Source organism: Streptomyces sp. NBC_01320 (assembly GCF_035974375.1).
Classification (GTDB): Bacteria; Actinomycetota; Actinomycetes; order Streptomycetales; family Streptomycetaceae; genus Streptomyces; species Streptomyces yanii.
Genome location: NZ_CP108390.1, coordinates 9,900,430 through 9,920,918 on the forward strand (window position 1 = coordinate 9,900,430; position 20,489 = coordinate 9,920,918).

At 71.6% G+C, this 20,489-nt stretch carries 18 protein-coding genes, 4 pseudogenes and 1 riboswitch; of the genes and pseudogenes, 17 read left to right on the forward strand and 5 right to left on the reverse strand.

Annotated features, from left to right (window positions below; genetic code table 11):
- Positions 1–23 precede the first annotated feature (23 nt).
- From OG395_RS44950 to OG395_RS44965, 4 genes are all read left to right on the forward strand, one after another.
- Positions 24–287: a type B 50S ribosomal protein L31 gene (locus OG395_RS44950; protein WP_327248064.1), complete on the forward strand. Its 264-nt coding sequence runs from the start codon at positions 24–26 to the stop codon at positions 285–287.
- A 348-nt stretch (positions 288–635) separates the two neighbouring features.
- Positions 636–1,175, forward strand: coding sequence for a hypothetical protein (locus OG395_RS44955; RefSeq protein ID WP_327248065.1), 540 nt, complete (start codon positions 636–638; stop codon positions 1,173–1,175).
- A gap of 5 nt (positions 1,176–1,180) precedes the next feature.
- Positions 1,181–1,534: a family 16 glycoside hydrolase gene (locus tag OG395_RS44960; RefSeq protein WP_327249659.1), complete on the forward strand. Its 354-nt coding sequence runs from the start codon at positions 1,181–1,183 to the stop codon at positions 1,532–1,534.
- 14 nt (positions 1,535–1,548) lie between these two features.
- Complete coding sequence (locus tag OG395_RS44965) at positions 1,549–2,511, forward strand: carbohydrate kinase family protein (protein ID WP_327248066.1); 963 nt, start codon at positions 1,549–1,551, stop codon at positions 2,509–2,511.
- Positions 2,512–2,577: 66 nt separating this feature from the next.
- On the opposite strand, the gene OG395_RS44970 is transcribed toward OG395_RS44965, so the two are convergent.
- The gene (locus OG395_RS44970; RefSeq protein WP_327248067.1) at positions 2,578–3,879 is read right to left on the reverse strand and encodes a hypothetical protein; all 1,302 of its coding nucleotides are present in this window, start codon (positions 3,877–3,879) and stop codon (positions 2,578–2,580) included.
- A gap of 367 nt (positions 3,880–4,246) precedes the next feature.
- On the opposite strand from OG395_RS44970, the gene OG395_RS44975 reads away from it, so the two are divergent.
- The 7 genes and pseudogenes from OG395_RS44975 (at position 4,247) to OG395_RS45005 (ending at position 12,449) form a co-directional block, all read left to right on the forward strand.
- Positions 4,247–5,476, forward strand: a complete 1,230-nt coding sequence (locus OG395_RS44975) for a beta-ketoacyl-[acyl-carrier-protein] synthase family protein (RefSeq protein WP_327248068.1) — start codon at positions 4,247–4,249, stop codon at positions 5,474–5,476.
- Positions 5,477–5,565: 89 nt separating this feature from the next.
- A pseudogene (locus OG395_RS44980) lies at positions 5,566–7,598 on the forward strand (acyl-CoA dehydrogenase family protein).
- A gap of 115 nt (positions 7,599–7,713) precedes the next feature.
- On the forward strand, positions 7,714–7,974 hold the full coding sequence (locus OG395_RS44985; protein ID WP_266989202.1) for an acyl carrier protein: 261 nt from the start codon (positions 7,714–7,716) through the stop codon (positions 7,972–7,974).
- Positions 7,971–9,194, forward strand: coding sequence for a beta-ketoacyl-[acyl-carrier-protein] synthase family protein (locus OG395_RS44990; protein ID WP_327248070.1), 1,224 nt, complete (start codon positions 7,971–7,973; stop codon positions 9,192–9,194). Before OG395_RS44985 ends, OG395_RS44990 begins: the two co-directional genes overlap by 4 nt.
- Before the next feature lie 81 nt (positions 9,195–9,275).
- Positions 9,276–9,463: riboswitch (cobalamin riboswitch) on the forward strand.
- 36 nt (positions 9,464–9,499) lie between these two features.
- Positions 9,500–10,567, forward strand: coding sequence for an ABC transporter substrate-binding protein (locus OG395_RS44995; protein ID WP_327248071.1), 1,068 nt, complete (start codon positions 9,500–9,502; stop codon positions 10,565–10,567).
- The gene (locus OG395_RS45000) at positions 10,564–11,658 is read left to right on the forward strand and encodes a FecCD family ABC transporter permease (protein WP_442818672.1); all 1,095 of its coding nucleotides are present in this window, start codon (positions 10,564–10,566) and stop codon (positions 11,656–11,658) included. Before OG395_RS44995 ends, OG395_RS45000 begins: the two co-directional genes overlap by 4 nt.
- Positions 11,655–12,449, forward strand: a complete 795-nt coding sequence (locus OG395_RS45005) for an ABC transporter ATP-binding protein (protein WP_327248072.1) — start codon at positions 11,655–11,657, stop codon at positions 12,447–12,449. Before OG395_RS45000 ends, OG395_RS45005 begins: the two co-directional genes overlap by 4 nt.
- A gap of 111 nt (positions 12,450–12,560) precedes the next feature.
- Here OG395_RS45005 and OG395_RS45010 read toward each other — a convergent pair.
- Both OG395_RS45010 and OG395_RS45015 read right to left on the reverse strand, forming a co-directional pair.
- Positions 12,561–12,881, reverse strand: a pseudogene (locus tag OG395_RS45010) (PRC-barrel domain-containing protein); the annotation flags it as partial.
- A 288-nt stretch (positions 12,882–13,169) separates the two neighbouring features.
- Positions 13,170–13,454 (reverse strand): annotated as a pseudogene (locus OG395_RS45015) (helix-turn-helix domain-containing protein); the annotation flags it as partial.
- A 197-nt stretch (positions 13,455–13,651) separates the two neighbouring features.
- Here OG395_RS45015 and OG395_RS45020 point away from each other — a divergent pair.
- From OG395_RS45020 to OG395_RS45030, 3 genes and pseudogenes are all read left to right on the forward strand, one after another.
- The gene (locus OG395_RS45020) at positions 13,652–14,317 is read left to right on the forward strand and encodes a DUF4097 family beta strand repeat-containing protein (protein WP_327248073.1); all 666 of its coding nucleotides are present in this window, start codon (positions 13,652–13,654) and stop codon (positions 14,315–14,317) included.
- Between the two features lie 13 nt (positions 14,318–14,330).
- A pseudogene (locus OG395_RS45025) lies at positions 14,331–15,311 on the forward strand (ATP-binding cassette domain-containing protein).
- A complete protein-coding gene (locus OG395_RS45030) occupies positions 15,308–16,099 on the forward strand; it encodes an ABC transporter permease (protein ID WP_327248074.1) in 792 nt (263 codons plus the stop codon). The pseudogene OG395_RS45025 and the gene OG395_RS45030 overlap by 4 nt, the downstream one beginning before the upstream one ends.
- On the opposite strand, the gene OG395_RS45035 is transcribed toward OG395_RS45030, so the two are convergent.
- Positions 16,080–16,373, reverse strand: coding sequence for a hypothetical protein (locus OG395_RS45035; protein WP_327248075.1), 294 nt, complete (start codon positions 16,371–16,373; stop codon positions 16,080–16,082). The two genes, OG395_RS45030 and OG395_RS45035, sit on opposite strands and share 20 nt — an antisense overlap.
- A gap of 276 nt (positions 16,374–16,649) precedes the next feature.
- Between OG395_RS45035 and OG395_RS45040 the strand changes: the two genes are divergently transcribed.
- The 3 genes from OG395_RS45040 to OG395_RS45050 all read left to right on the forward strand — a co-directional run bounded on the left by OG395_RS45040 (position 16,650) and on the right by OG395_RS45050 (position 19,975).
- A complete protein-coding gene (locus OG395_RS45040; protein WP_327249661.1) occupies positions 16,650–17,885 on the forward strand; it encodes a cytochrome P450 family protein in 1,236 nt (411 codons plus the stop codon).
- Positions 17,886–18,299: 414 nt separating this feature from the next.
- On the forward strand, positions 18,300–19,025 hold the full coding sequence (locus OG395_RS45045; protein WP_327248076.1) for an adenosylcobinamide amidohydrolase: 726 nt from the start codon (positions 18,300–18,302) through the stop codon (positions 19,023–19,025).
- A gap of 41 nt (positions 19,026–19,066) precedes the next feature.
- Positions 19,067–19,975, forward strand: coding sequence for an NAD(P)-dependent oxidoreductase (locus OG395_RS45050; RefSeq protein ID WP_327248077.1), 909 nt, complete (start codon positions 19,067–19,069; stop codon positions 19,973–19,975).
- Here the strand turns inward: OG395_RS45050 and OG395_RS45055 are convergent.
- Complete coding sequence (locus OG395_RS45055) at positions 19,939–20,466, reverse strand: nuclear transport factor 2 family protein (RefSeq protein WP_327248078.1); 528 nt, start codon at positions 20,464–20,466, stop codon at positions 19,939–19,941. The genes OG395_RS45050 and OG395_RS45055 overlap by 37 nt on opposite strands.
- Positions 20,467–20,489 lie beyond the last annotated feature (23 nt).

Here is a 20,489-nt window from a genome sequence, read left to right on the forward strand (position 1 = left end):
TACGTACGTCCCCAGGAGCAGGCATGCAGCAGGACAAGCACCCTTCCTACCATCCCGTCGTCTTTCGCGACCGCTCCGCGGGCTACGCCTTCCTGACCCGGTCCACCGCGTCCAGCGAGCAGACCATCCAGTGGGACGACGGGGAGACCTATCCCGTCATCGACGTGGAGATCTCCGCCGAGAGCCACCCCTTCTTCACCGGCAAGGCCCGGGTCGTCGACACCGAGGGGCAGGTCGCCAAGTTCGAGCGCCGGTACGGGGAGGGAGAGCGCCCGGAAGCCCCCTGACCCCGCACTGCCCCGGAGCCTTCCGTCACGCCCGCGGGCGCGGCGGAAGGCTCCGGCCGTCACCCCTCGTGACACCGTCGGTCAACCCCTCGTAACTTGCCTGCAACATCGCACTAACGCGCGTTACTAAAGCGCGTAACCGAAGCACGGCCCGCCACCGGCGGGCTCCCTTCCTCGGCCGGTCTGACGCTGCTGGCCCCCCTCACGGGGGCCGGCCGGGCGTCTGCCGCGCCATCGGCCCCGGCCGGGGTCCGCTCCGGATCCCTCTCGGGCGACCTTGCCGCGATTCCCGATCCGATCGGCCTCACCGGCACCTGGACCCGCACCACCGACGGCGGTCGGCGGGTCGTGACGGGATCCGGGCGCAGTGCCGTCGCCCTGTCCGAGCAGCGCATCGGGGCCGTGGCCGGATACGCGGCGCACATCACCATCGACCCGCAATCTCCCCATGCCGTCGGCTCGTTGGAGGTGCGCGCCACCGAGGACGGCGCGGCCGGCTACGCGGCGAGCCTCGACCCCAACCTGCACCGGGTGCGGCTCCACGACCTTGCCACCGGCCGGGACCTCGTGCCCCCGGCTCCCGTCACAGCCGCACCCGGAACCACCTTCCTTCTCGAAATGACCGAGGACGGTGCGGATTTGGTCGTCTCGCTGGACGGCGAGCAGGTTCTCGCCGCACGGGACACCAGGTACGAGGAAGGCGCCGCCGGGCTGCACGCCTACAACGGCACCGTCGTCTTCGGGCCGCCCGGACTGCGCTCGGTCACCACCACCGCGACCGGCTGGGCCACGCCGGGCACTGGACCACCACCGGCGCCGGCCGCACCGGAGTCTTCGACCGCGACTCCACCGCGGTCTCCCGTACCGAGTACGGCGACCTGGAACTGACCACGCTGGTACGGTTCGGCGGCCCCGACGGGACCAGCGGCGCAGGGTCCGTCCTGTTGCGGGCGTCGGCCGACACCGCGGACGGTTACGCCGTGAACCTCGACCCGAACCTGCGGACCGTCCGGCTCTTCCGCAAGGACGGCGGTGCGACGACCGCACTGGCCGACGTGCCGTTGCTGGTCCGGGCCGGGACGACACTGCCCTTGCGGATCCGCGCCCGGGGAAGCCGGATCGAGGTCTTCGTCGACGGTCTGCCGACCATCGACGTGACCGACCCCCGGCATGCGCGGGGCAGGATCGGACTCAATGTGTTCGGTGGCCGCGCGGCCTACCAGGACACGTACGTACGCGCACTCTAGGAGAGATCCCACCCATGCCCGAAACGGTCGACACCCTCGGCTCACCCGGCTCGCCCGGCTTTCTGGTCATCGGCGAATGCGTCGCCGACATCGTCCGGCTGCCGGGCGAGGCCGACCGGGTCCACCCCGGCGGCAGCCCGGCCAACGTCGCGTACGGACTCGCCAGACTCGGCCGGTCCAGCACCCTGCTCACCCAGCTCGGCCCGGACGCCGAGGGCCGTCTGATCGCGGACCATCTGGCGTCCGCCGGAGTCGTGGTGCTTACCGATGGCTCCACCGGGCCCACCCCGTCCGCCTCGGTGGCGCTGGACGCGGCCGGCCAGGCCGCGTACACCTTCGCCATCACGTGGACGCTCTCCCCGGTGGAACCCGAGCGCCCGCCGCACCATGTGCACACCGGCTCGATCGCGACGGTCATGGAGCCCGGCGCGGCCACCGTCCTGGCCGCCGTCGAGTCGCTGCGTACCACCGCGACCGTCAGCTACGACCCCAATGTGCGGGCGGCCCTGATGGGCGACCACGACGCGGCCGTCCGCCGGGCGGAGCGCTGTGTTGCACTGGGCGATGTGGTCAAGGCCAGCGACGAGGATCTGGCGTGGCTGTACCCGGGGCAGTCCCCGGAGTCCGTGGCCGCGCGCTGGCTCGGCACGGGCGGCCCCGCCCTCGTCCTGGTCACCCGGGGGGCAGCCGGCGCACTTGCTGTCACTCCCGGCGGGCGGGCCACGGTCGACGCGCCCCGCACCGAGGTGGTCGACACGGTGGGGGCGGGCGACGCGTTCATGTCGGGCACGCTGCACGCCCTCGCCGCGCACGGGCTGCTCGGTGCCGCAGGACGGGACGGACTGCGTGCCATCGACCCGGAGACCGTCACCGATGTGCTGCACCACGCGGCTGCCTCCGCGGCGCTCACCGTCGCACGCGCCGGGGCCAACCCGCCCGACGAACCGGAGCTGCGCGCCGCGCTGAGCCGCGCCTGAACCCGGCTGTGCCACCGCCCGCCACGGAACTCTGCCGGGCAGGCGGTGGCACACCGGGGCCCGCGGTCACGCGTGCGGCTCGGGGAGCATGTGCGGTGTGCTGTCGTCGTCGAGGAACTCCACGACCGCCAGGGCGAACAGCGCGGCCAGGGCGATCCATACCGTGACGAGCCCCGTCGGCCGGTCCCACACGAGCAGGACCGCGGCGGCGACCACGACGACCGTCCAGTTGAGCCACGGCTTCGCCCGGTGCACCCAGGCGCCGACCGGACCGCCGGTGAAACCGGCCGCGTCGCGTACGGCGCCGATGCCGCCGTTCCACATGGCCTTGACCCGGGTGGCGGCGCGACCCTCTCCGGAGAGCCAGGCCGCGAGCGCCACGACCACGCCGAGCGTGACCACCAGCCGGACCACGGCGCGCAGATAGATGACCAGGGCGTCGAAGACGGCGGCGGCCGCCGGCTGCGACACCGACGCCGGAAGGCTGTCCAGATAGAAGGCGCGGAACACCCACAGCGCCAGGCCCAGCACTGCACCGCCCACCGCGATCGCGAGGGCCGCCGTGACCAGTGCGCGCCGTCGGCGCAAGGCGAGCAGCACCCCGCCGGCGGCGAGTACCAGCGTCACCACCGGCAGCCAGAACCCGGCCAGTTGCAGCAGCCGGAACCCCTTCTGGGCCTTGCCGACCGCGGCGGACGTCAGCACGGTGAAGTCGGTGTGGATCTCGGGGATCTTCGCGGCGATCGTCAGCCCGTGATCGACCAGGAGCTGCTTCACCCGGTCGATCACCGGAGCGAGATCGATGACAACCGTGTCGTCGGTGAGTTTCACGGCCCCGCCCCCACTGCCGGTAAGCGCCTTGACGGCCGCCGCGTGGGCGTCGCGGTTGAGGCCGATCCACACCTTCTCGAAGGCGTCCGAGGCCACGAACTTCTCCACGGTCCCGTGCACGAAGTTCGTGAGGCCCGTGGTGAGCGGGGCGCTCAGCCGTCCCAGCGCCTTGTCGAGGACCGGCCGGTCCGCCGGGGCCACTTCGTCGAGCAGCGCATGGACGTCCAGATGTGTCATGACGGCACCGGTGACCCGGTTCGCCAGAGCTGCCTGCACATCGGGGTCCGACGCCAGCGGCTTCATCATCGCCACATAGCGGTCGGTGTCGCCGACGTCGTTCTTGGCCCAGGCGGCAACGGCGCTCAGCGGCGTGAGGACGGCCGCGACGAGGATCAGCAGCACAGCGAAGAACGAACGGATCCGGGGCCGGGACCGCACGGGCGTACGCGCCTCCAGCTGCGTCACCCGCGCACGCAGCGCGTCCAGTTCGGCGTCGTCCGAGGGGTGCTGTGACTCGTCGTGGTCCGCTGATGCCATGTCTCAAGGGGACGCCCTGTGCGTGCGGGCAGCACGGCGAGTTGCTCCGTACGGGGGAGCAGGGGGCTCGCCAGGCGTGAGCCGGTGGTGCTCCCGTGCTCCTCGCGCCCCCATTCGGCCCAGTGAACGCATCCTCACCGGGGTGACGGCCGTTCGCCAGCCGGCGGGCCGGATCGGTTGCGGGGAGTCGGAGCAGCGAGTGACGAGGGGATGCGTACTCGACGCCGGGGTGCAGCCGGATACGGGGGGCGGGTAGCGGTACGCGGACTCACCGCCTCCGGGGGTGGTCCGACCTTGGGGTTCCGTCGTACTTCGCCGGCCGGGAGCCCGTACGGACCACGCACAGAGGGCGACGGAAGGAAGGCACATGACGCAGGCTGACACCGGGGTCGCGGTGACGGGAGTGGGGCTGGTGACCCCCGCGGGCGCCGATGAACACGCCTTCTGGGCGGGGCTGTGCGCGGGACACTCCGTGGCGCGGCGCTGTGACGAACTGGCCGGGCTGTCGGTCGACTTCGCCTGCCCGGTCGACGGACTCGACCTGGACGCGGCGGTGGGCGGACGCTCGTTGTGGCGGATGGCACGGTTCGTGAAGCTGGCCCTGATCGCCGCCCGGCAGGCCGTCGCGGACGCCGGGCTCTCGCCGGGGGACTGGGACGGGAGCAGGGTCGGCGTGGTGCTCGGCGTCGGTGTGGGCGGTGTGTCCGTCCTCGTCGACAACCTTCGCAAGCTCGACGGCGCAGGGCCTGGGGCCGTCTCCCCGCTCCTGGTGCCGATGATGATTCCGAACGCGGCGGCCGGGGAGCTCGCCATCGAGCTGCGCGCCCAGGGCCCCAGTCTGGCGCCCGCCACCGCCTGCGCGTCCGGGGCGACCGCGATCGCGGTCGCCCGTGACCTGCTGACGAGGGACCGATGCGATGTGGTCGTGGCGGGAGGTTCGGAGTCCGCGCTGACCCCGCTCGTGGTGGCGGCCTTTGCGAAGATGGGGGCGCTCTCCACCCGTACCGGTGATCCGGCGGGCGCGTCGAGGCCGTTCGCCACGGACCGGGACGGGTTCGTCATCGGGGAGGGTGCCGCCGTGCTCGTGCTGGAGCGGACCGCTGACGCGTGCGCCCGCGGCGGACGTCCGCGGGCGCTGCTGACCGGCGTGGGTTCCAGTACGGATGCCCACCACCCCACTGCCCCGACACCCGACGGGCGCGGTGCGCAGCGCGCGGTGGAGGCGGCGCTGCGCGAGGCGGGCTGGGCGCCCCGCGAGGTCGACCACATCAACGCACACGGCACGTCCACTCCGTTGAACGACGCGATGGAGACCGCGCTCATCTCCCGGCTCTTCCCGCACCGGCCCTCGGTCACCGCCCCGAAGGGCGTGGTCGGACACACCCTCGCCGCCTCCGGGGCGATCGAGGCGGTGGCGACCGTACTGACCCTGGAGCAGGGCGTCGTGCCGCCGATCGCCAACCTGGATGCGCTGCCGGACGGGTTCGCGCTCGACTGCGTGACCAAGGAGCCGCGCCGGCAGTCCGTCGAGCGCGCCGTCAGCCACTCCTTCGGCTTCGGCGGACACAACGTCGCTCTCGCCTTCCAGCGCGTCTGACCGGTCGAAGCGCACAGTCGAGGCGCACACAGGTCCCGGTGGGAGCGGCGAGGGTGTGTCCTCGCCGCTCCTGCATCGTTCTCCAGTTCATGACCGCAACGATCGACAGCACCACCGGCCACACCCCTGCTGACGTGTTGAGAGGCGTCATCTTCGGCAGCAACTTCCTTCAGGAGCACGGCTCCTGGCGGCGGCTGATCTCAACGCAACCGTTCCGCCGCCCGGTCGGTGGCGGTCCCGACGAGCGTCTCGCCCTGACGTACGAACGGCTGAGGATCCTCAACAGCGCGCTCGACAGCGCAGCCGGGCCCGCTGCCGACCCACGCGCCCTCGCCGCCCTGCATGAGTGGCTCGGCCCGGTCGATCCGGCGCTCACCACCGTTGCGGGCATCCACTACAACCTCTTCCTCGGCAGCCTCCTCGACCACGCCGGCGAGAGCCGCCGTGACCTGTCGGACTTCCTCAGGTTGCGGCGCATCGGGACCTTCCTCTGTACGGAGGTGGCGCACGGCAATGACGCGGCGGCCGTCGAGACCACGGCGACGTACGACCGCGTACGCGACGGGTTCGTGCTGCACACCCCGCACTCCGGGGCACAGAAGTTCATGCCCAACACCAGCCCGGCCGGCGGCCCCAAGTCAGGACTGGTCGCGGCGCGCCTGCTCGCCGACGGCGCCGACCACGGGGTCTTTCTCTTCCTGGTGCCGCTCACCGACGACACGGACCCTCTCCCGGGGGTACGCGTCCGCAGGCTTCCGGCACGCCTGGGCAGCCCCGTCGACCACTGTCTGACCTCCTTCGACCGGGTCTTCGTGGGGCGTGACGCACTGCTCGGCGGTGAGCACGGACGGATCGGCGACGACGGGGAGTTCAGCAGCGTTCTGCCCAACCGCAGGCGCCGCTTCCTCACCTCGATCGCACGCGTCACGGTCGGGAAGATTTCCATGAGCGCCTGTGCGGTCGGCTCCGCGCGCGCGACGCTCGCCGTCGCCGTGCGCTACGGAGGCCATCGGTACATCTCCGGGCCACGCGCGACGGAACGGGTGCGGGTGATCGCCCACCGCAGCCATCACGGCCCGCTCGCCGAGGCCATGGCCACGGTGTTCGCGATGAGCCTGCTGCACCGCAGGGCCCTCGACCGCTGGGAGGAGCAGCTCGGGACCGGCACGGAGACGGGACGGGCCGAGGCGGAGCGGCTCGTCGCCGTTGCGAAGGGGTGGATCACCTGGCAGGCCCGTGCCGTTGTCGTCGAATGCCGCGAACGGTGCGGAGCGCAGGCACTCTTGGAGAACAACGGCATGACCGAGCTGATCACCGGCGCGGAGGCGGTGATCACCGCTGAGGGCGACAATCTGGCCATCCACGCCAAGGCCGCCGCGGAAATGCTCTTCGCCGCCTCACCGGCCGCGGACGGTGGCACCTCGGGCCGAGCGACCGGAGAGCTCGCCGACCCCCGGTTCCTGGGGTGGCTGCATGCGCAGGTGGAGGTCATCTGGTTCGCCCGCGCCAGGGAGCGGATGAGCAGCGCACCGCACGGTGATCCGCTGGCGCGGTGGAACGCGGCGTCCGGGCCCGCCCTGCGGGGCGTCGAGGCGCACGCCCGCCGACAGGCGGCCGAGGCGTACGCGGAGGCGGTCGCGGAAATGCCCGAAGGTCCTGGCCGCGAGAGGCTGGCCGAGCTGGAGCGGCTGTTCGCCCTTCAGTGGGTGGCCCGCAACAGTGGCGATCTGCTCGCCGCCGGCCATCTGACGGTTGATCAGGTAACTACGCTACCGGAGGCCGTCGAGCAGCTCATCGCCACCGTCGCCGGGCATCTGCCCACCCTGATCGAGTCCTTCGCGCTGCCGGACGAGGTGCTCGCGGACTGGCCCATCGCAGGCGCCGACTACGTCGATGCGTACGACGATCCGGAGGCGTCCTGGCACACCACCGGGGCGCAGGGGGAGCGGTGAAGGCCTCGGCCGAGCGAACTGCCGGGCACCTGTGCCGGGTACGGGACGCGGTCGGGTCCCTCGGAGTCCGGGCCGTTCTGCTGGCGTACTGGGGCACCGTATCCGTCCTCTCCCGGTGCTGTACGAAGCGGCGGATGATCGTTGGCGAATCGGTTCGCCGCAAGGCGTAACCGGCAGATCGGGAGTCAGTTACATCGGCGTCGGGACCGTGCGTGCCGCCGTCCCGGGCATCGCCGGAACCTGCATGACGTGCGCGAACTGTACGACCTAGCGAAGAGGAAGATCATGAGCGCGATTCACCCCAAGATCACCGACGTACTCACGAACACCTTCAAGGTGCCCGCCGCCGAGATCCTTCCCGGTTCCACGATGGACAGCCTGGAGATGGACTCCCTCGCCGTCGCCGAGTTCGCCGTCATCATCAAGGAGACGCTGGGGGTCGAGGCCGACTCCGACAAGCTCTACAAGGACGCCACCCTCGCCGACATCACGACGTTCATCGATGCTGCGGTGAGCGGCGACCCCGCGATGAGCAACGCCCGATGAACAGGCCTGCCGTCGCCGTCACCGGCCTGGGGATGATCACCCCGGTCGGCAACGACACCGACACCACCTGGGACGGGGTGTGCGCCGGGGTCTCACCGGCCCGCACCGTCCCCGAGCTCGAAGGCTGCGCGATCGACTTCGCCTGCACGGTCTCCGGCATCGATCTGGACGAGGCGGTCGGCGGCCGTGCGGCCTTCCGGATGGGGAGGTACGTCAAGTTCGCCGTCCTCGCCGCGCGGGAAGCGGTCGCGGACGCCGGACTGGACCCGGCCGACTGGGACGGCAGCCGGGTCGCCGTGGTCGTCGGCACCAGCAGCGGAGGCTCCGCGGGCCTGACCGAACAGGCCGTCGCCCTCGACCGGCGCGGACCGGGGGCCACTTCACCGGCGGGGATTCTCCTCACCATTCCGAACATGCCCGCTGCGGAGATCGCCATCCGGATGGGGGCGACCGGTCCCAGCCTGGCGCCGTGCACCGCCTGTTCGTCCGGGGTCACCGCGCTCTCCGTCGCCCGGGACCTGCTGGTCACCGGGCAGTGCGACCTCGCGATCGCCGGAGCCACCGAGTCGATCGTCTTCCCGGTCGCCATGACCGGATTCGCCCGGTCCGGTGCCGCCGCGACGAGGGACGGCGACCTGGCCCGCCTCTGCCGGCCCTTCGCGGCCGACCGCGCCGGTCTCGTCATGGGCGAGGGCGCCGCCGTCATGGTGCTGGAACGGGCGGACGACGCACGGGCCCGGGCAGCGGTCCCGCGGGCGCTGCTCGCCGGGACGGGCGCCACGACCGACGCCCACCATCCCACCAGTCCGCATCCGTCCGGCGCCGTCGCCCGGGCCGCGGTCGAGGCCGCGCTGCGCGACGCGGACTGGGGGGCCGAGGACGTGGAACACGTCAACGCGCACGGCACGTCGACACCGTTGGGCGACGCCACGGAAGCCGCTCTCATCAGCCGGGCCTACCCGCACCGGCCACCCGTCACCGCCCCCAAGGGGGTACTGGGCCACTGCATGGGGGCTGCCGGAGCCATCGAGGCGGGGCTGACGATCCTCACGCTGCAGCGCGGCGTCGTACCGCCGATCGCCAACCTGGAAGCCCCGGCGCCCGAGTTCGACATCGACTGCGTCACCGAACAGCCTCGCCACCGGCCCGTCCGGCGCGCCGTGAGCCACTCCTTCGGGTTCGGAGGCCACAACGCCGTGGTCGCCCTCCAGCGCCCGTAGGCATGGGGGGAGCGGGCCGGGGCGGGACGGCCGGGGCGCCTGCGGCCCCACCACACCGCCGACCAGCCGCGCGGGGCAGCGTGATAGCTTGCCAAAGCCAGTCAAACTCCACGTAGGGGTCAGGGAATCCGGTGCGAATCCGGAGCTGACGCGCAGCGGTGAGGGGGACGGGCGGGGCCACGGCCACTGGGACATCCACGGATGTCCTGGGAAGGCGTCCCGTCCGAAGGAACCCGAGTCCGAAGACCTGCTGGCACCTGCCGCCCGGTACCGGGCGGCAGCACTCCGTACACCGGGCTCCGCGCATGGGCCCTGAGACGCAGAGGGACTCCGTGCCGTCCATAGCCAGCCCTGTCCGCGCCGCCGCCCTGCTCGCGGCGGCACTCCTCCTGCTGACCGCGTGCGGCGGAGGGACCGACGACTCCACAGCCAAGTCAGCTGGTGGAAAAGGCTATCCGGTGACGCTCAGGAACTGCGGCCGCACCGTCACCGTCGCAGCCGCACCGCACCACGCCGTCTCCGTCGACCAGGGATCGACGGAGATCCTGCTCTCCCTCGGCCTCGCCGACCGGCTGGCGGCCACAGCCACCTGGACCGACCCGGTGATGAAGGGGCTGGAGAAGGCCAACGCGAAGGTGCCACGTCTCTCGGAGAACCGGCCGTCGTCGGAGAAGGTCCTCGACCAGGAACCCGACTTCGTCAGCGCCTCGTTCGAATCGACCCTCGCCAAGGGCGGCGTCGCCCCCCGAGAACAGTTCGAGGAGCTCGGTGTCCCCACCTACGTGTCGCCCGCCGACTGCACCGGCAAGGACAACAGCGGCGGCGGCGACGGAGCGCGTACCGAAGCACTGACCATGGACAGCGTCTACGGCGAAGTGCGCGACCTGGCCGCGGTGTTCGGTGTCCAGCAGCGCGGAGACGAGCTCGTCGCCCGGCTGCGGGAGCGGGTGAAGAAGGCCACCGACGGCATCGACGTCTCCGACGCCACCCTCCTCTACTGGTTCTCCGACTCCAAGGCCCCGTACCTGGCGGGCTGCTGCGGCGCACCCGGCGTCATCACCAAGGAGCTCGGAGCGAAGAACGTCTTCGACGACACCCATGAGGAATGGCCGCAGATCAGCTGGGAGACCGTCGCCGACCGCAACCCCGACGTCCTGGTCATCGGCGATCTGACGCGCAAGGCACAGACCGCCGAGAGCGCCGCGAAGAAGATCGAGTTCCTGGAGTCCAATCCCGCGACGAAGAACATGGACGCCGTCAGGCACAAGCGGTACGTGCTCCTCAGCGGCCAGGCCATGAACCCGTCCATCCGGACGGTCGAGGGTCTGGAACAGGTCGCCGCCGGGCTGCGGACGTTCGGGCTCGCCGGGTGACGGACACCGAACGGGTCGCAGCGGTACGTACGGAGCAGGCACCCGGAACCGATACGCACCGTAGGCCCGGTGGCACGCGGGGGCTGCGCGACGGCGTGCTGTGGGCCGCGGGCGTCACCCTGCTCGCGCTGTCCGTTGCCGTCGCCGTCACCATCGGCCCCGCCCGGATCTCCGTCGCCGACGTCTGGTCCGCGGTGGCCGCCCATCTCGGGGTGGGCGACTCGCGGCTCACCCCGATCCGGGACGGCATCATCTGGAACCTGCGCATGCCCCGTACTCTGCTCGCCGCCGTGTGCGGCGCCGGGCTCGCGGTGTGCGGCACGGTCATGCAGTCCCTGCTCCGCAACCCGCTCGCCGACCCGTTCGTCCTCGGCGTCTCCTCCGGGGCATCGACGGGCGCGGTCGTGGTCGTCGTACTCGGGGTGGGCGGGGGAGCGGTGTCGATCTCGACCGGGGCATTCTTCGGGGCGCTCTGCTCGTTCGCCCTGGTGCTGCTGCTCAGCCACACCCTCGGCGGTACGACGGACCGGGTGGTCCTCTCCGGCGTCGCCGCGATGCAGCTGTTCTCCGCGCTGACCTCCTTCGTGGTGATGACCTCGGCCGACGCCGAGCAGACCCGAGGTGTGCTGTTCTGGTTGCTCGGCTCGCTCAGCGGGGTCGGCTGGACCGATGTGTGGGTCTGCTTCACCGTGCTCGTCGTGACCCTGCTGATCTGTCTGGGCCACGCCCGTACGCTCGACGCCTTCGCCTTCGGTCAGGACGCGGCCGCCGCACTGGGAGTCAACGTCGGCCGCACCCGGATCGTGCTGCTCTGCACGACCGCGCTGCTGACCGCCGCGCTCGTCAGCTCGGCGGGCGCCATCGGCTTCGTCGGACTGGTGCTGCCCCATGCCGCCCGGGCGCTCACCGGCTCCGGGCACCGGCGGCTGCTACCGGTCACCGCGCTGGCCGGGGCGGTGTTCCTGGTCTGGGTCGACACGCTCGCCCGGACCGTCCTCGACCCGCAGGAGGTGCCGGTGGGCGTCGTCACCGCCCTCATCGGCGTACCCGCGTTCGTATCGGTCCTGTACCGCACCCGGAGGACCACATGACATCCACCGGCACCGCCGCAGGTCTGCGCGCCCAGCGGGTCTCCCGGGAGGCGGGCGGTCGTCTCGTCCTCGACGGGGTCTGCCTCGTCCCCCCGCCCGGCGCGACCGTCGGACTCCTCGGCCCCAACGGGTCGGGCAAGTCCACGCTGCTGCGGGTGCTCGCGGGGGTCCTCGCGCCGTCGGCGGGCGTGGTGACGCTCGACGGCGAACCGCTCGCCGCGATCGGCCGGCGCACCGTCGCGCAGCGGGTCGCCGTGGTCGACCAGCACGCCGACACCCAGGTCGAGCTGCGCGTCCGGGACGTCGTCGGGCTCGGCCGCATTCCGCACCGCCGCGCCTGGTCGGCGCCCAGCCGCGCGGACGACGAAGCGGTACGCGAGGCGCTGGAACGCACCGGACTCGCCGAACGCAGCGACCAGTCCTGGCACACGCTCTCCGGGGGCGAGCGCCAGCGTGTCCAGATCGCCCGCGCACTGGCGCAGCAGCCACGTGAACTGCTGCTGGACGAGCCGACGAACCATCTCGACATCCAGCACCAGCTGGAGCTGCTGTCCCTGGTCACCTCGCTGCCCGTCACCGGCGTCATCGCCCTGCACGACCTCAATCTGGCCGCGATGTTCTGCGACCGGATCGTCGTCATGAAGGAGGGGCGGGTGGTGGCCGCCGGTACCCCGGCGGAGGTGATCACCGAGCAACTCATCGCGGACGTGTACCGGGTACGGGCGGTGGTCACCCAGGACGGCCCGGACGGGCGGCCCTCGGTGCGATTTCTGCCCGGACGGGCGGAGTAGCCGCACGTACGGAACTGGAGGCGGACCCCGGCACGGTGCGGGCCCGCCCCTGGCCTGTCCGCTCCCGGGAGCCGCGCCTGCCCGGGGCGCCGGGACCGGCCGTGGAACTCACCTGGTGAGGTCGTAGTGACGGTAGAGCTCCTCCTCCTCGGAGACGGAGAGATGCGCATCCGCGTCCACTCTCGGGGCGCCTTTCACGCGGTCCTTCGGATGAGGGATGTGCAGATCGGAGCCGACCCGGCGAGCGCCCTCCAGGGGCACGAAACTCTCCTTCATGCCGAACAGGCCGGTCTTCACCGTGATCCAGTCCGGTCTGCCGGTGGCGTCGTCGAGATACACCCGCCCCACGGTGCCGACCTTCTCGCCCCTGGGGTCGTACACCGTCAGGCCGTCGAGCTCCTTGGAATCCGTGAAACCGTCAGCGGCTCCCATGACCGGTTCCTCCTCGCCCGGGCGCGCGTTCTGTGGTCGGCTCCACCGAGGACGGCACGTCCGGCTTCCATCGCGCCTCACCCGGATGGGCGATGCAACTTCCCGGCCCGGAACCGTGGCCCGTCGCATCCGGGACGTCAGCGTGCGATGCCGGTGGTGTTGGGGGAACAGCCCGGCGTTGGACCATTCGAGTGAGGCCATGACAAAAGGCGTACGTGGGACTGTGGACGGGCACCCGGGCGGCCCGGCCGAACGGCGCGCCGACCGCACCGGTCGGCATGAACGAGGCCGCCTGGCCTCGGCGTCGCCTCCGTGGGACTGCGTGGGCGCCTCCGGTCCCCGGGGCGCGGCCTGCCTGCGCCGGTGAGCGCGGCGTTCGGTGGCGCGGTGGGCCAGGTCGGCGCGGTGGGCCAGGTCGGCGCGGTAGGCCAGGTCGGCGCGGTAGGCGGTGGGGCCGCCGTTCCGCATCACCTCACGCGTGATGGTCGAGGTGGGGCGGTCGAGACGTCTGGCGATCTCCGCGTAGGGGAGGCCGTCGGCCGGCCCCAGCGCGATCTGCCGGCGCTTCCTCACGCCTCCGGCATTGCGTTCATTGTCAATCCATTGCAATGCGCTGCTTGGCCATCATTGCATTAGATTCAAAACCATTGCAACGATTATTGAGCCTCACCTGCATCTATGTTGCTAGTTCGCAACGAGTGTATTGATGGATTCATGAATGCAACGTAGCGTTTCCGATGTCAGAAACAATGAGTCGACAGGAGAGCACCATGCAGAAGTTCGACACCCCCGCCCCGATCTCCGCCGTCCTCGACATCCCCGCGGGGCGCGTCCGGTTCATCGCCGCCGACCGGGCCGACACCGCGGTCGAGGTCCTGCCCGCGGACGCTTCGCACGGCCGCGACGTGAAGGCGGCGGAGCAGACCACGGTTGAATACAGCGACGGCGTCCTGCGGATCGAGGCCTCGGCGAAGAACCGGATCCTCGGCAGCTCCGGATCCATCGAGGTGACCGTCCAGCTGCCCGCCGGCTCCCGCATCGAGGCGAAGGCGGCCGACGCCGAGTTCCGGGGCGTCGGACGGCTCGGCGACGTCGCCTTCGAGGGCGCGCAGGGCTCGGTCAAGCTCGACGAGGCCGCGAGTGCCCGCCTCACCCTTCTCGCCGGCGACGTCTCGGTCGGCCGCCTGGGCGGCCCCGCGGAGATCAGCACCCAAAAGGGCGACATCCGGATCGCCGAGGCCGTGCGCGGCACGGTCGAACTGCGCACCGAGGCGGGCGAGATCTCGGTCGGCGCCGCCCGCGGAGTCTCCGCCTCCCTGGACGCCGGCACCACCTACGGCCGGATCCACAACGCGCTCAAGAACACCGACGGCGCCGCCGGCCTGAACATCCACGCGACCACCGCCTACGGCGACATCGCCGCCCGCAGCCTCTGAAGGAGCACCCATCATGACCAACCTGGCCATCGCGGCGAACGGGCTGCGCAAGTCCTACGGCGACACGGTCGTGCTCGACGGCGTCGACCTGGCCGCCCCCGAGGGAACGATCTTCTCCTTGCTGGGCCCGAACGGCGCCGGCAAGACCACCGCCGTGAAGATCCTCTCCACCCTCATCTCCGCCGACCCGGGCACCGGCGACATCCACATCGGCGGCCACAACCTGGCCACCGACCCCCAGGCGGTGCGGGCCGCGATCGGTGTCACCGGACAGTTCTCCGCCGTCGACGGCCTGATCACCGGCGAGGAGAACATGCTCCTCATGGCGGACCTGCACCACCTCTCCCGCAGCGAAGGGCGGCGCGCCGCCGCCGAGCTGCTGGAGCGGTTCGATCTGGTCGAGGCGGCGAAGAAGCCCGCCTCCACCTACTCCGGCGGCATGAAGCGTCGCCTGGACATCGCCATGACCCTGGTCGGCAACCCGCGGATCATCTTCCTCGACGAGCCGACCACCGGTCTCGACCCGCGCTCCCGCCACAACATGTGGTAGATCATCCGCGAGCTCGTCACGGGCGGCGTCACCGTCTTCCTCACCACCCAGTACCTGGAGGAGGCCGACGAGCTCGCCGACCGCATCGCCGTCCTCAACGACGGCAAGATCGCCGCCCAGGGCACCGCGGAGGAGTTGAAGCGGCTCATCCCCGGCGGGCACGTGCGGCTGCGCTTCGCCGACCCGGCCGCGTACCAGAGCGCCGCCGTCGCGCTGCGCGAGGTCACCCGCGACGACGAGGCATTGGCGCTGCAGATCCCCAGCGACGGCAGCCAGCGCGAGCTGCGCTCCATCCTCGACTGGCTGGACTCCGCCGGCATCGAGGCCGACGAACTGACCGTGCACACCCCCGACCTCGACGACGTCTTCTTCGCCCTGACCGGCACCGCCCCGCAGCCCGGCCGGTCCAGCCTGCCCAGCCAGCCCAAGGAGGCTGTCCGATGAGCTCCCTCTCCCTCGCCGTACGCGACTCGTCCACGATGCTGCGCCGCAACCTCCTGCACGCGCGACGCTACCCGTCCCTCACCTTGAACCTGCTGCTCACCCCGATCATGCTGCTGTTGCTCTTCGTCTACATCTTCGGCGACGTGATGAGCTCGGGCATCGGCGGCGGCGGTCCGGACCGCTCCGCATACATCGCGTATGTCGTCCCGGGCCTGCTGCTGATGACCATCGGCAGCACCGTGGTCGGAACCGCGGTGTCCGTCTCCAACGACATGACCGAGGGCATCATCGCCCGCTTCCGCACGATGGCGATCCACCGCCCTTCGGTGCTCGTCGGGCACGTCGTCGGCAGCGTGCTGCAGTCGATCACGAGCGTGGTCCTCGTGGGCGCCGTCGCCGTGGCCATCGGCTTCCGGTCCACGGACGCCACGGCCCTGGAGTGGCTGGCGGCGTTCGGGCTGCTCGCGCTCTTCGCCCTGGCGCTCACCTGGATCGCGGTCGGCATGGGCCTGATCAGCCCGAACGCCGAGGCCGCCAGCAACAACGCGATGCCGCTGATCCTGCTGCCGCTCCTCTCCAGCGCCTTCACCCCGGTCGACTCCATGCCCGGCTGGTTCCAGCCGATCGCCGAGTACCAGCCGTTCACGCCCGCCATCGAAACCCTGCGCGGTCTGCTGCTCGGCAGCGAGATCGGCCACAACGGGTGGCTCGCCATCGTCTGGTGCCTGGGTCTCGCGGTGCTCGGCTACTTCTGGTCGACCTCGAAGTTCAACCGCGACCCGAAGTAACCGCCGTGACATTGCGGGCCGCCTCCCGCAACTCGTCCCGCCCCAGGCCGGCGTAGTCCGACACCGCGTCGGCGTGCGCCGCCCCGTCGGCGTTCTCGGCCATCCGCAGGGCCCGCTCCACCGACATCGTCGGCTGGAACTCCCCTACCACCCCGCGCTGTTCGGCCGGCGCGAGCAACCGCACCGCGGAAGGGTCGCCGCCGGCAAGGCCCGCCACGGCGAGCCCGTGCAGCGGCGCCGTACCCTTCCAGGAGGTTCCGGCCGAGCCGAGCACTCTAACTCGGTCACAGGAGAACGGCCTTCGAGAGGCACCTGCGGAACGTCCTGCGCGCGTTCAGTCCCGACGGACGGTTCGACGAACTGATCCGTACGGGGCTCGCCATACCCGCTGACCTGCTACCACCCCACCGCCCGACCGCACTTCGTATTCATCGCGTCCGCCGTAGGATCTGCCTCCTTGCCCCGGCCGCCGCCGGTCCGGAGCCGACGACCGTACAGGAGAGGCCCGTTGAACACCGCGCCGATACGTGATCAGGCCACCGCGCACCACATGGACCCGGCCGGAGGGTGCCCGCACGCCGACAACGCGCGGCTGCTCGCCCGGGGCGCCGTGGCGTCCGTCGTGCTCCCCGGCGGGGTGCCGGGGATGGCGGTGCTCGGGCACGACGCACTCAAGGAGTTCCTCGCCCACCCCGATGTCGCCAAGGGCGCAGCCCACTTTGCCGCGCCGGCCGAAGGGCGGATCCCCGACGGCTGGCCATTGCGGACCTTTGCCACCGTGCAGGGCATGACCACCGCAGACGACGAGGACCACCGGCGGCTGCGCTCGCTGGTCAGTACGGCGTTCACCGCACGGCGGGTGGAACAGCTCCGGCCGCGCATCGAAGTCCTCACCACCGAACTGCTCGACCGTGTCGACGTCATGGCCGCCGAGGGGGACGGGACGGTGGACCTGCGCGCGGGGTTCGCGCTGCCGCTGCCGCTGGGTGTCATCTGCGAGCTCCTCGGGGTGGACGAGCGGCACCAGGACCGACTGCACCATCTGTCGAACCAGATCGTCTCCACCGACATCGGACCCGCGGAGGCCATGGCCGCCAACCGGGAGCTGGTGGAACTGCTGAGCACCGTTGCCGCCGCCCGGGCCGAGCAGCCCGGCGACGACCTGGTCAGCGCGCTGATCGCGGCCCGCGACGAGGGTGGTGACCGGCTCAGCCAGCAGGAACTCATCGGCACCCTGCTGCTGATGATCATCGCCGGTCACGAGACCACGCTGAACCTGATCGCCAACGCCGTGCGCGCCCTGTGCACCCACCGGGACCAGCTCGGCCTGGTCACCTCGGGCCGGGCGGGGTGGCCGGACGTGGTGGAGGAGACACTGCGCTGGGACAGCCCGGTCAGCTACTTCCCGTTCCGCTACCCGACCCGTGACCTGACACTCGACGGGACCGTCATCCCGAAGGGCACCCCCGTACTCGCCGGATACTCGGCCGCCGGACGCGACACCTCGGCGCACGGCCCGGACGCCGACCGCTTCGACGTCACTCGGCCGGCCAGGACCTCGGCGGCACGTCACCTCTCCCTCGGGCACGGGCCGCACTACTGCCTGGGAGCGCCGCTCGCGCGGATGGAGGCGACGATCGCGCTGGAACAGCTGTTCCGCCGCTTCCCGGCACTTGAGGTCACCGCCCCCGACGCGGAGCTGCCCCGCCACGCCAGCTTCGTCGGCAACGGCGTACGGACCCTGCGGGTGCGGCTCCGGCCCGACACGGACTCCGCCGCGGGCTGAGGCCCGGCACCGCACCGCACGACACACCACAGTGGCCCGGCAGCCGAGCTGCCGAGCCACTGCCACGTCCGCGTCCGCGCGCCTTCGTCCGTCGTCCGCACCCATGGAGCCTCGACGACGGCACGGGCCCTGTCCGCTACACGGCGATCATCGGCGCGGTCATGCCCGGCCACGCCGGCGCCTGCGGGCACACCATCTTCCCGTACCACCCCGAACGCGAGATCCGGCAGATGTTCGGTGTCCCACCGGGTGGACTGGGCCACGGAGTCCCTCGTGACGCTGGCGCGCGCCGGTGCGTCGGAGATCACCGCCGCACTCGGCGGCCGACCCGGCGCATCCGCACGATCCCGGCCGACCCTCCGACGGCCCGGAGCAGGTGCGGCACCGCACGGAGCGGTGCCGCACCTGCCGCATATGATCGACATACCGTTTCCGACCGTCGTCCTGCCGTGCCACCGGGAGTGCACCATCCGTTCCGTACGCGTCCGCCCACCCGGACAACGGGGCGAGCTGCTGACCCGGCAGGAGGACGGTCTCGCCCTGCACCACCTCGTCTGGAGGCTCGGACCCGGCTGGCGGGTGTGCAGCAGCGCCGTACTCGGCGGCGGCATCGGGATGCGCGAGTGGATCCTCAACGCCCAGGTGCCCGGCGGTTATCCGCGCCTCGACCCCGACCGGCACCTCGCCGAGATCGCCGCTGCCGAAGCGCTCACCGGTCCCGGTGCCGGACTGATGACCGCGGCCGATGTCACCGCGTACACCGTCGCCGACGACGAGGGCGTGACCGCCACCGCCACCACCGGTCTGGGCGTACGGGGCTGGGCCGCAGACTCGGCCGCGGGACACTCCGGGCCGCTGGCGCCGGGCACGGTGAATATCGTCGTGACCGTCCCCGTGGCCCTCTCCGACGCCGCCCTGGTCAATGGCGTCGCGACCGCCACCGAGGCGAAGGTCCAGGCGCTCCTGGACGCCGGACTCGACTGCTCCGGCACCCCCACGGACGCGGTCTGCATCGCCTCGCCGGAGCCTGGACCCGGCGCGGCCGGTGAACCCTTCGCGGGCCCGCGCTCGACCTGGGGGTCGCGACTCGCCCGAGCCGTGCACACCGCCGTACGGGAGGGCGCACTGCGGCACCCTTGACCTCGCACCACCCACGCGCCGACGAAGGGACCCTTGCTCTCATGACGTCCACCCCTGTCAACGCCATCCCCGAGCGGCCGACCGTGGCCGTCCTCGGCACCGGGATCATGGGATCCGGGATGGCCCGGAGCCTGCTCCGCGCCGGACTCGATGTCCGCGCCTGGAACCGTACGCAGGCCAAGGCGGCCCCCCTCACCGCCGACGGCGCCACGGTCACCGAAACGGCGGAGGAAGCCGTACGCGGCGCCGACGTCATCGTGACGACGCTGAATGACGGACTGTCCGTGGCCGCCGCGCTCACCGCTGCGGCGCCCGGGGTGCAACGCGGCCAGGTCCTGCTGCAGAGCTCCACCGTCGGGATCGACGCAACCGCCGAACTCGCCCAGAGAGCGGCGGACTTGGGGCTCGTCTATCTCGACGCCCCGGTTGCGGGTACCAAGCAGCCCGCGGAGCAGGGTGCGTTGACGGTCTTTGTCTCCGGTCCGTCCGCCGTCCGCCCGTTGGTGAACCCTGTGCTGAACGCGATCGGACAGCGCACGGTCTGGGTCGGCGAAACACCCGGCGCCGCCTCGCGGCTGAAGCTCGTGGTCAACACCTGGGTGATCAACATGGTGGGCAGCATCGCCGAGTGCCTGAACCTCGCGGAGGGGCTGGGCGTCGACCCGCAGTCGTTCCTCGACGTGATGAAGGGCGGCCCGCTGGACTCGGCGTATCTCCAGGGCAAGTCCGCCGCGGTCCTCTCCGGCGACCTCACCCCGAGCTTCGCCCTGTCCACCGCGCTCAAGGACACCCGCCTCATTCTCGCAGCCGCCGAACGGGCCGGGGTGACGTTGGATCTCGTCGCCGCGTCGGCGGACCGGTTCACGCGCGCGGAGGAGGCGGGACACGGCGGCGAGGACATGATCGCCACCTACTACGCGGGCCGCCCCGCCGAGAAGGACGACGACTGACCGTCCCCGGTCGCGGCGGGCGCCGGGGCCACGCGTTCCGTGGCCACGCCGAACGCCAGGAACGTGGTGCGCGAGGCGATCAGCCAGACCCCGTCGACCTTGCGGAACGTGTCCTCGTAGTGCCCGACATTGGCGGGCAGGCGGGGCAACGGCAGACCGTCGCCCCTGCCGTCGACCCGATAGGTCGCGAAGTACGTCGTCGACGAAGCGGACGTCGCCGAATCCACGGTGACCAGGATGTTCGTACACATCCGCCGGGACAGCCGGTCCGCCGGGCGGCCGTCGAAGTACGCACGCAACGCCTCGCGACCCTCGACCCGCCGCCCACCGACCGGCCACTCCCAGGTGCCGTCGGGGGTGAACAGCTCGGAGACCGTGCCCGGTTCGCCGAGATCGAGCCGGCGGACGAACTCGATGACGAGACGTCCGCACGCCCGCTCGGCCAGCAGCAGTTCCAACGGATCAAGGGGCGCGGGGGAGTTGATCGGCATACCGAGTTCTTATCAGCCGGGTC

Excerpts from the sequence above, each read along its gene's own strand:
- OG395_RS44950 (WP_327248064.1), top strand. The coding sequence starts at position 24 with ATGCAGCAGGACAAGCACCCTTCCTACCATCCCGTCGTCTTTCGCGAC.
- OG395_RS44965 (WP_327248066.1), top strand. The coding sequence starts at position 1,549 with ATGCCCGAAACGGTCGACACCCTCGGCTCACCCGGCTCGCCCGGCTTT.
- OG395_RS44970 (WP_327248067.1), bottom strand. The coding sequence starts at position 3,879 with ATGGCATCAGCGGACCACGACGAGTCACAGCACCCCTCGGACGACGCC.
- OG395_RS44975 (WP_327248068.1), top strand. The coding sequence starts at position 4,247 with ATGACGCAGGCTGACACCGGGGTCGCGGTGACGGGAGTGGGGCTGGTG.
- OG395_RS44985 (WP_266989202.1), top strand. The coding sequence starts at position 7,714 with ATGAGCGCGATTCACCCCAAGATCACCGACGTACTCACGAACACCTTC.
- OG395_RS44990 (WP_327248070.1), top strand. The coding sequence starts at position 7,971 with ATGAACAGGCCTGCCGTCGCCGTCACCGGCCTGGGGATGATCACCCCG.
- OG395_RS44995 (WP_327248071.1), top strand. The coding sequence starts at position 9,500 with ATGGGCCCTGAGACGCAGAGGGACTCCGTGCCGTCCATAGCCAGCCCT.
- OG395_RS45005 (WP_327248072.1), top strand. The coding sequence starts at position 11,655 with ATGACATCCACCGGCACCGCCGCAGGTCTGCGCGCCCAGCGGGTCTCC.
- OG395_RS45020 (WP_327248073.1), top strand. The coding sequence starts at position 13,652 with ATGCAGAAGTTCGACACCCCCGCCCCGATCTCCGCCGTCCTCGACATC.
- OG395_RS45030 (WP_327248074.1), top strand. The coding sequence starts at position 15,308 with ATGAGCTCCCTCTCCCTCGCCGTACGCGACTCGTCCACGATGCTGCGC.
- OG395_RS45040 (WP_327249661.1), top strand. The coding sequence starts at position 16,650 with ATGGACCCGGCCGGAGGGTGCCCGCACGCCGACAACGCGCGGCTGCTC.
- OG395_RS45045 (WP_327248076.1), top strand. The coding sequence starts at position 18,300 with ATGATCGACATACCGTTTCCGACCGTCGTCCTGCCGTGCCACCGGGAG.
- OG395_RS45050 (WP_327248077.1), top strand. The coding sequence starts at position 19,067 with ATGACGTCCACCCCTGTCAACGCCATCCCCGAGCGGCCGACCGTGGCC.
- OG395_RS45055 (WP_327248078.1), bottom strand. The coding sequence starts at position 20,466 with ATGCCGATCAACTCCCCCGCGCCCCTTGATCCGTTGGAACTGCTGCTG.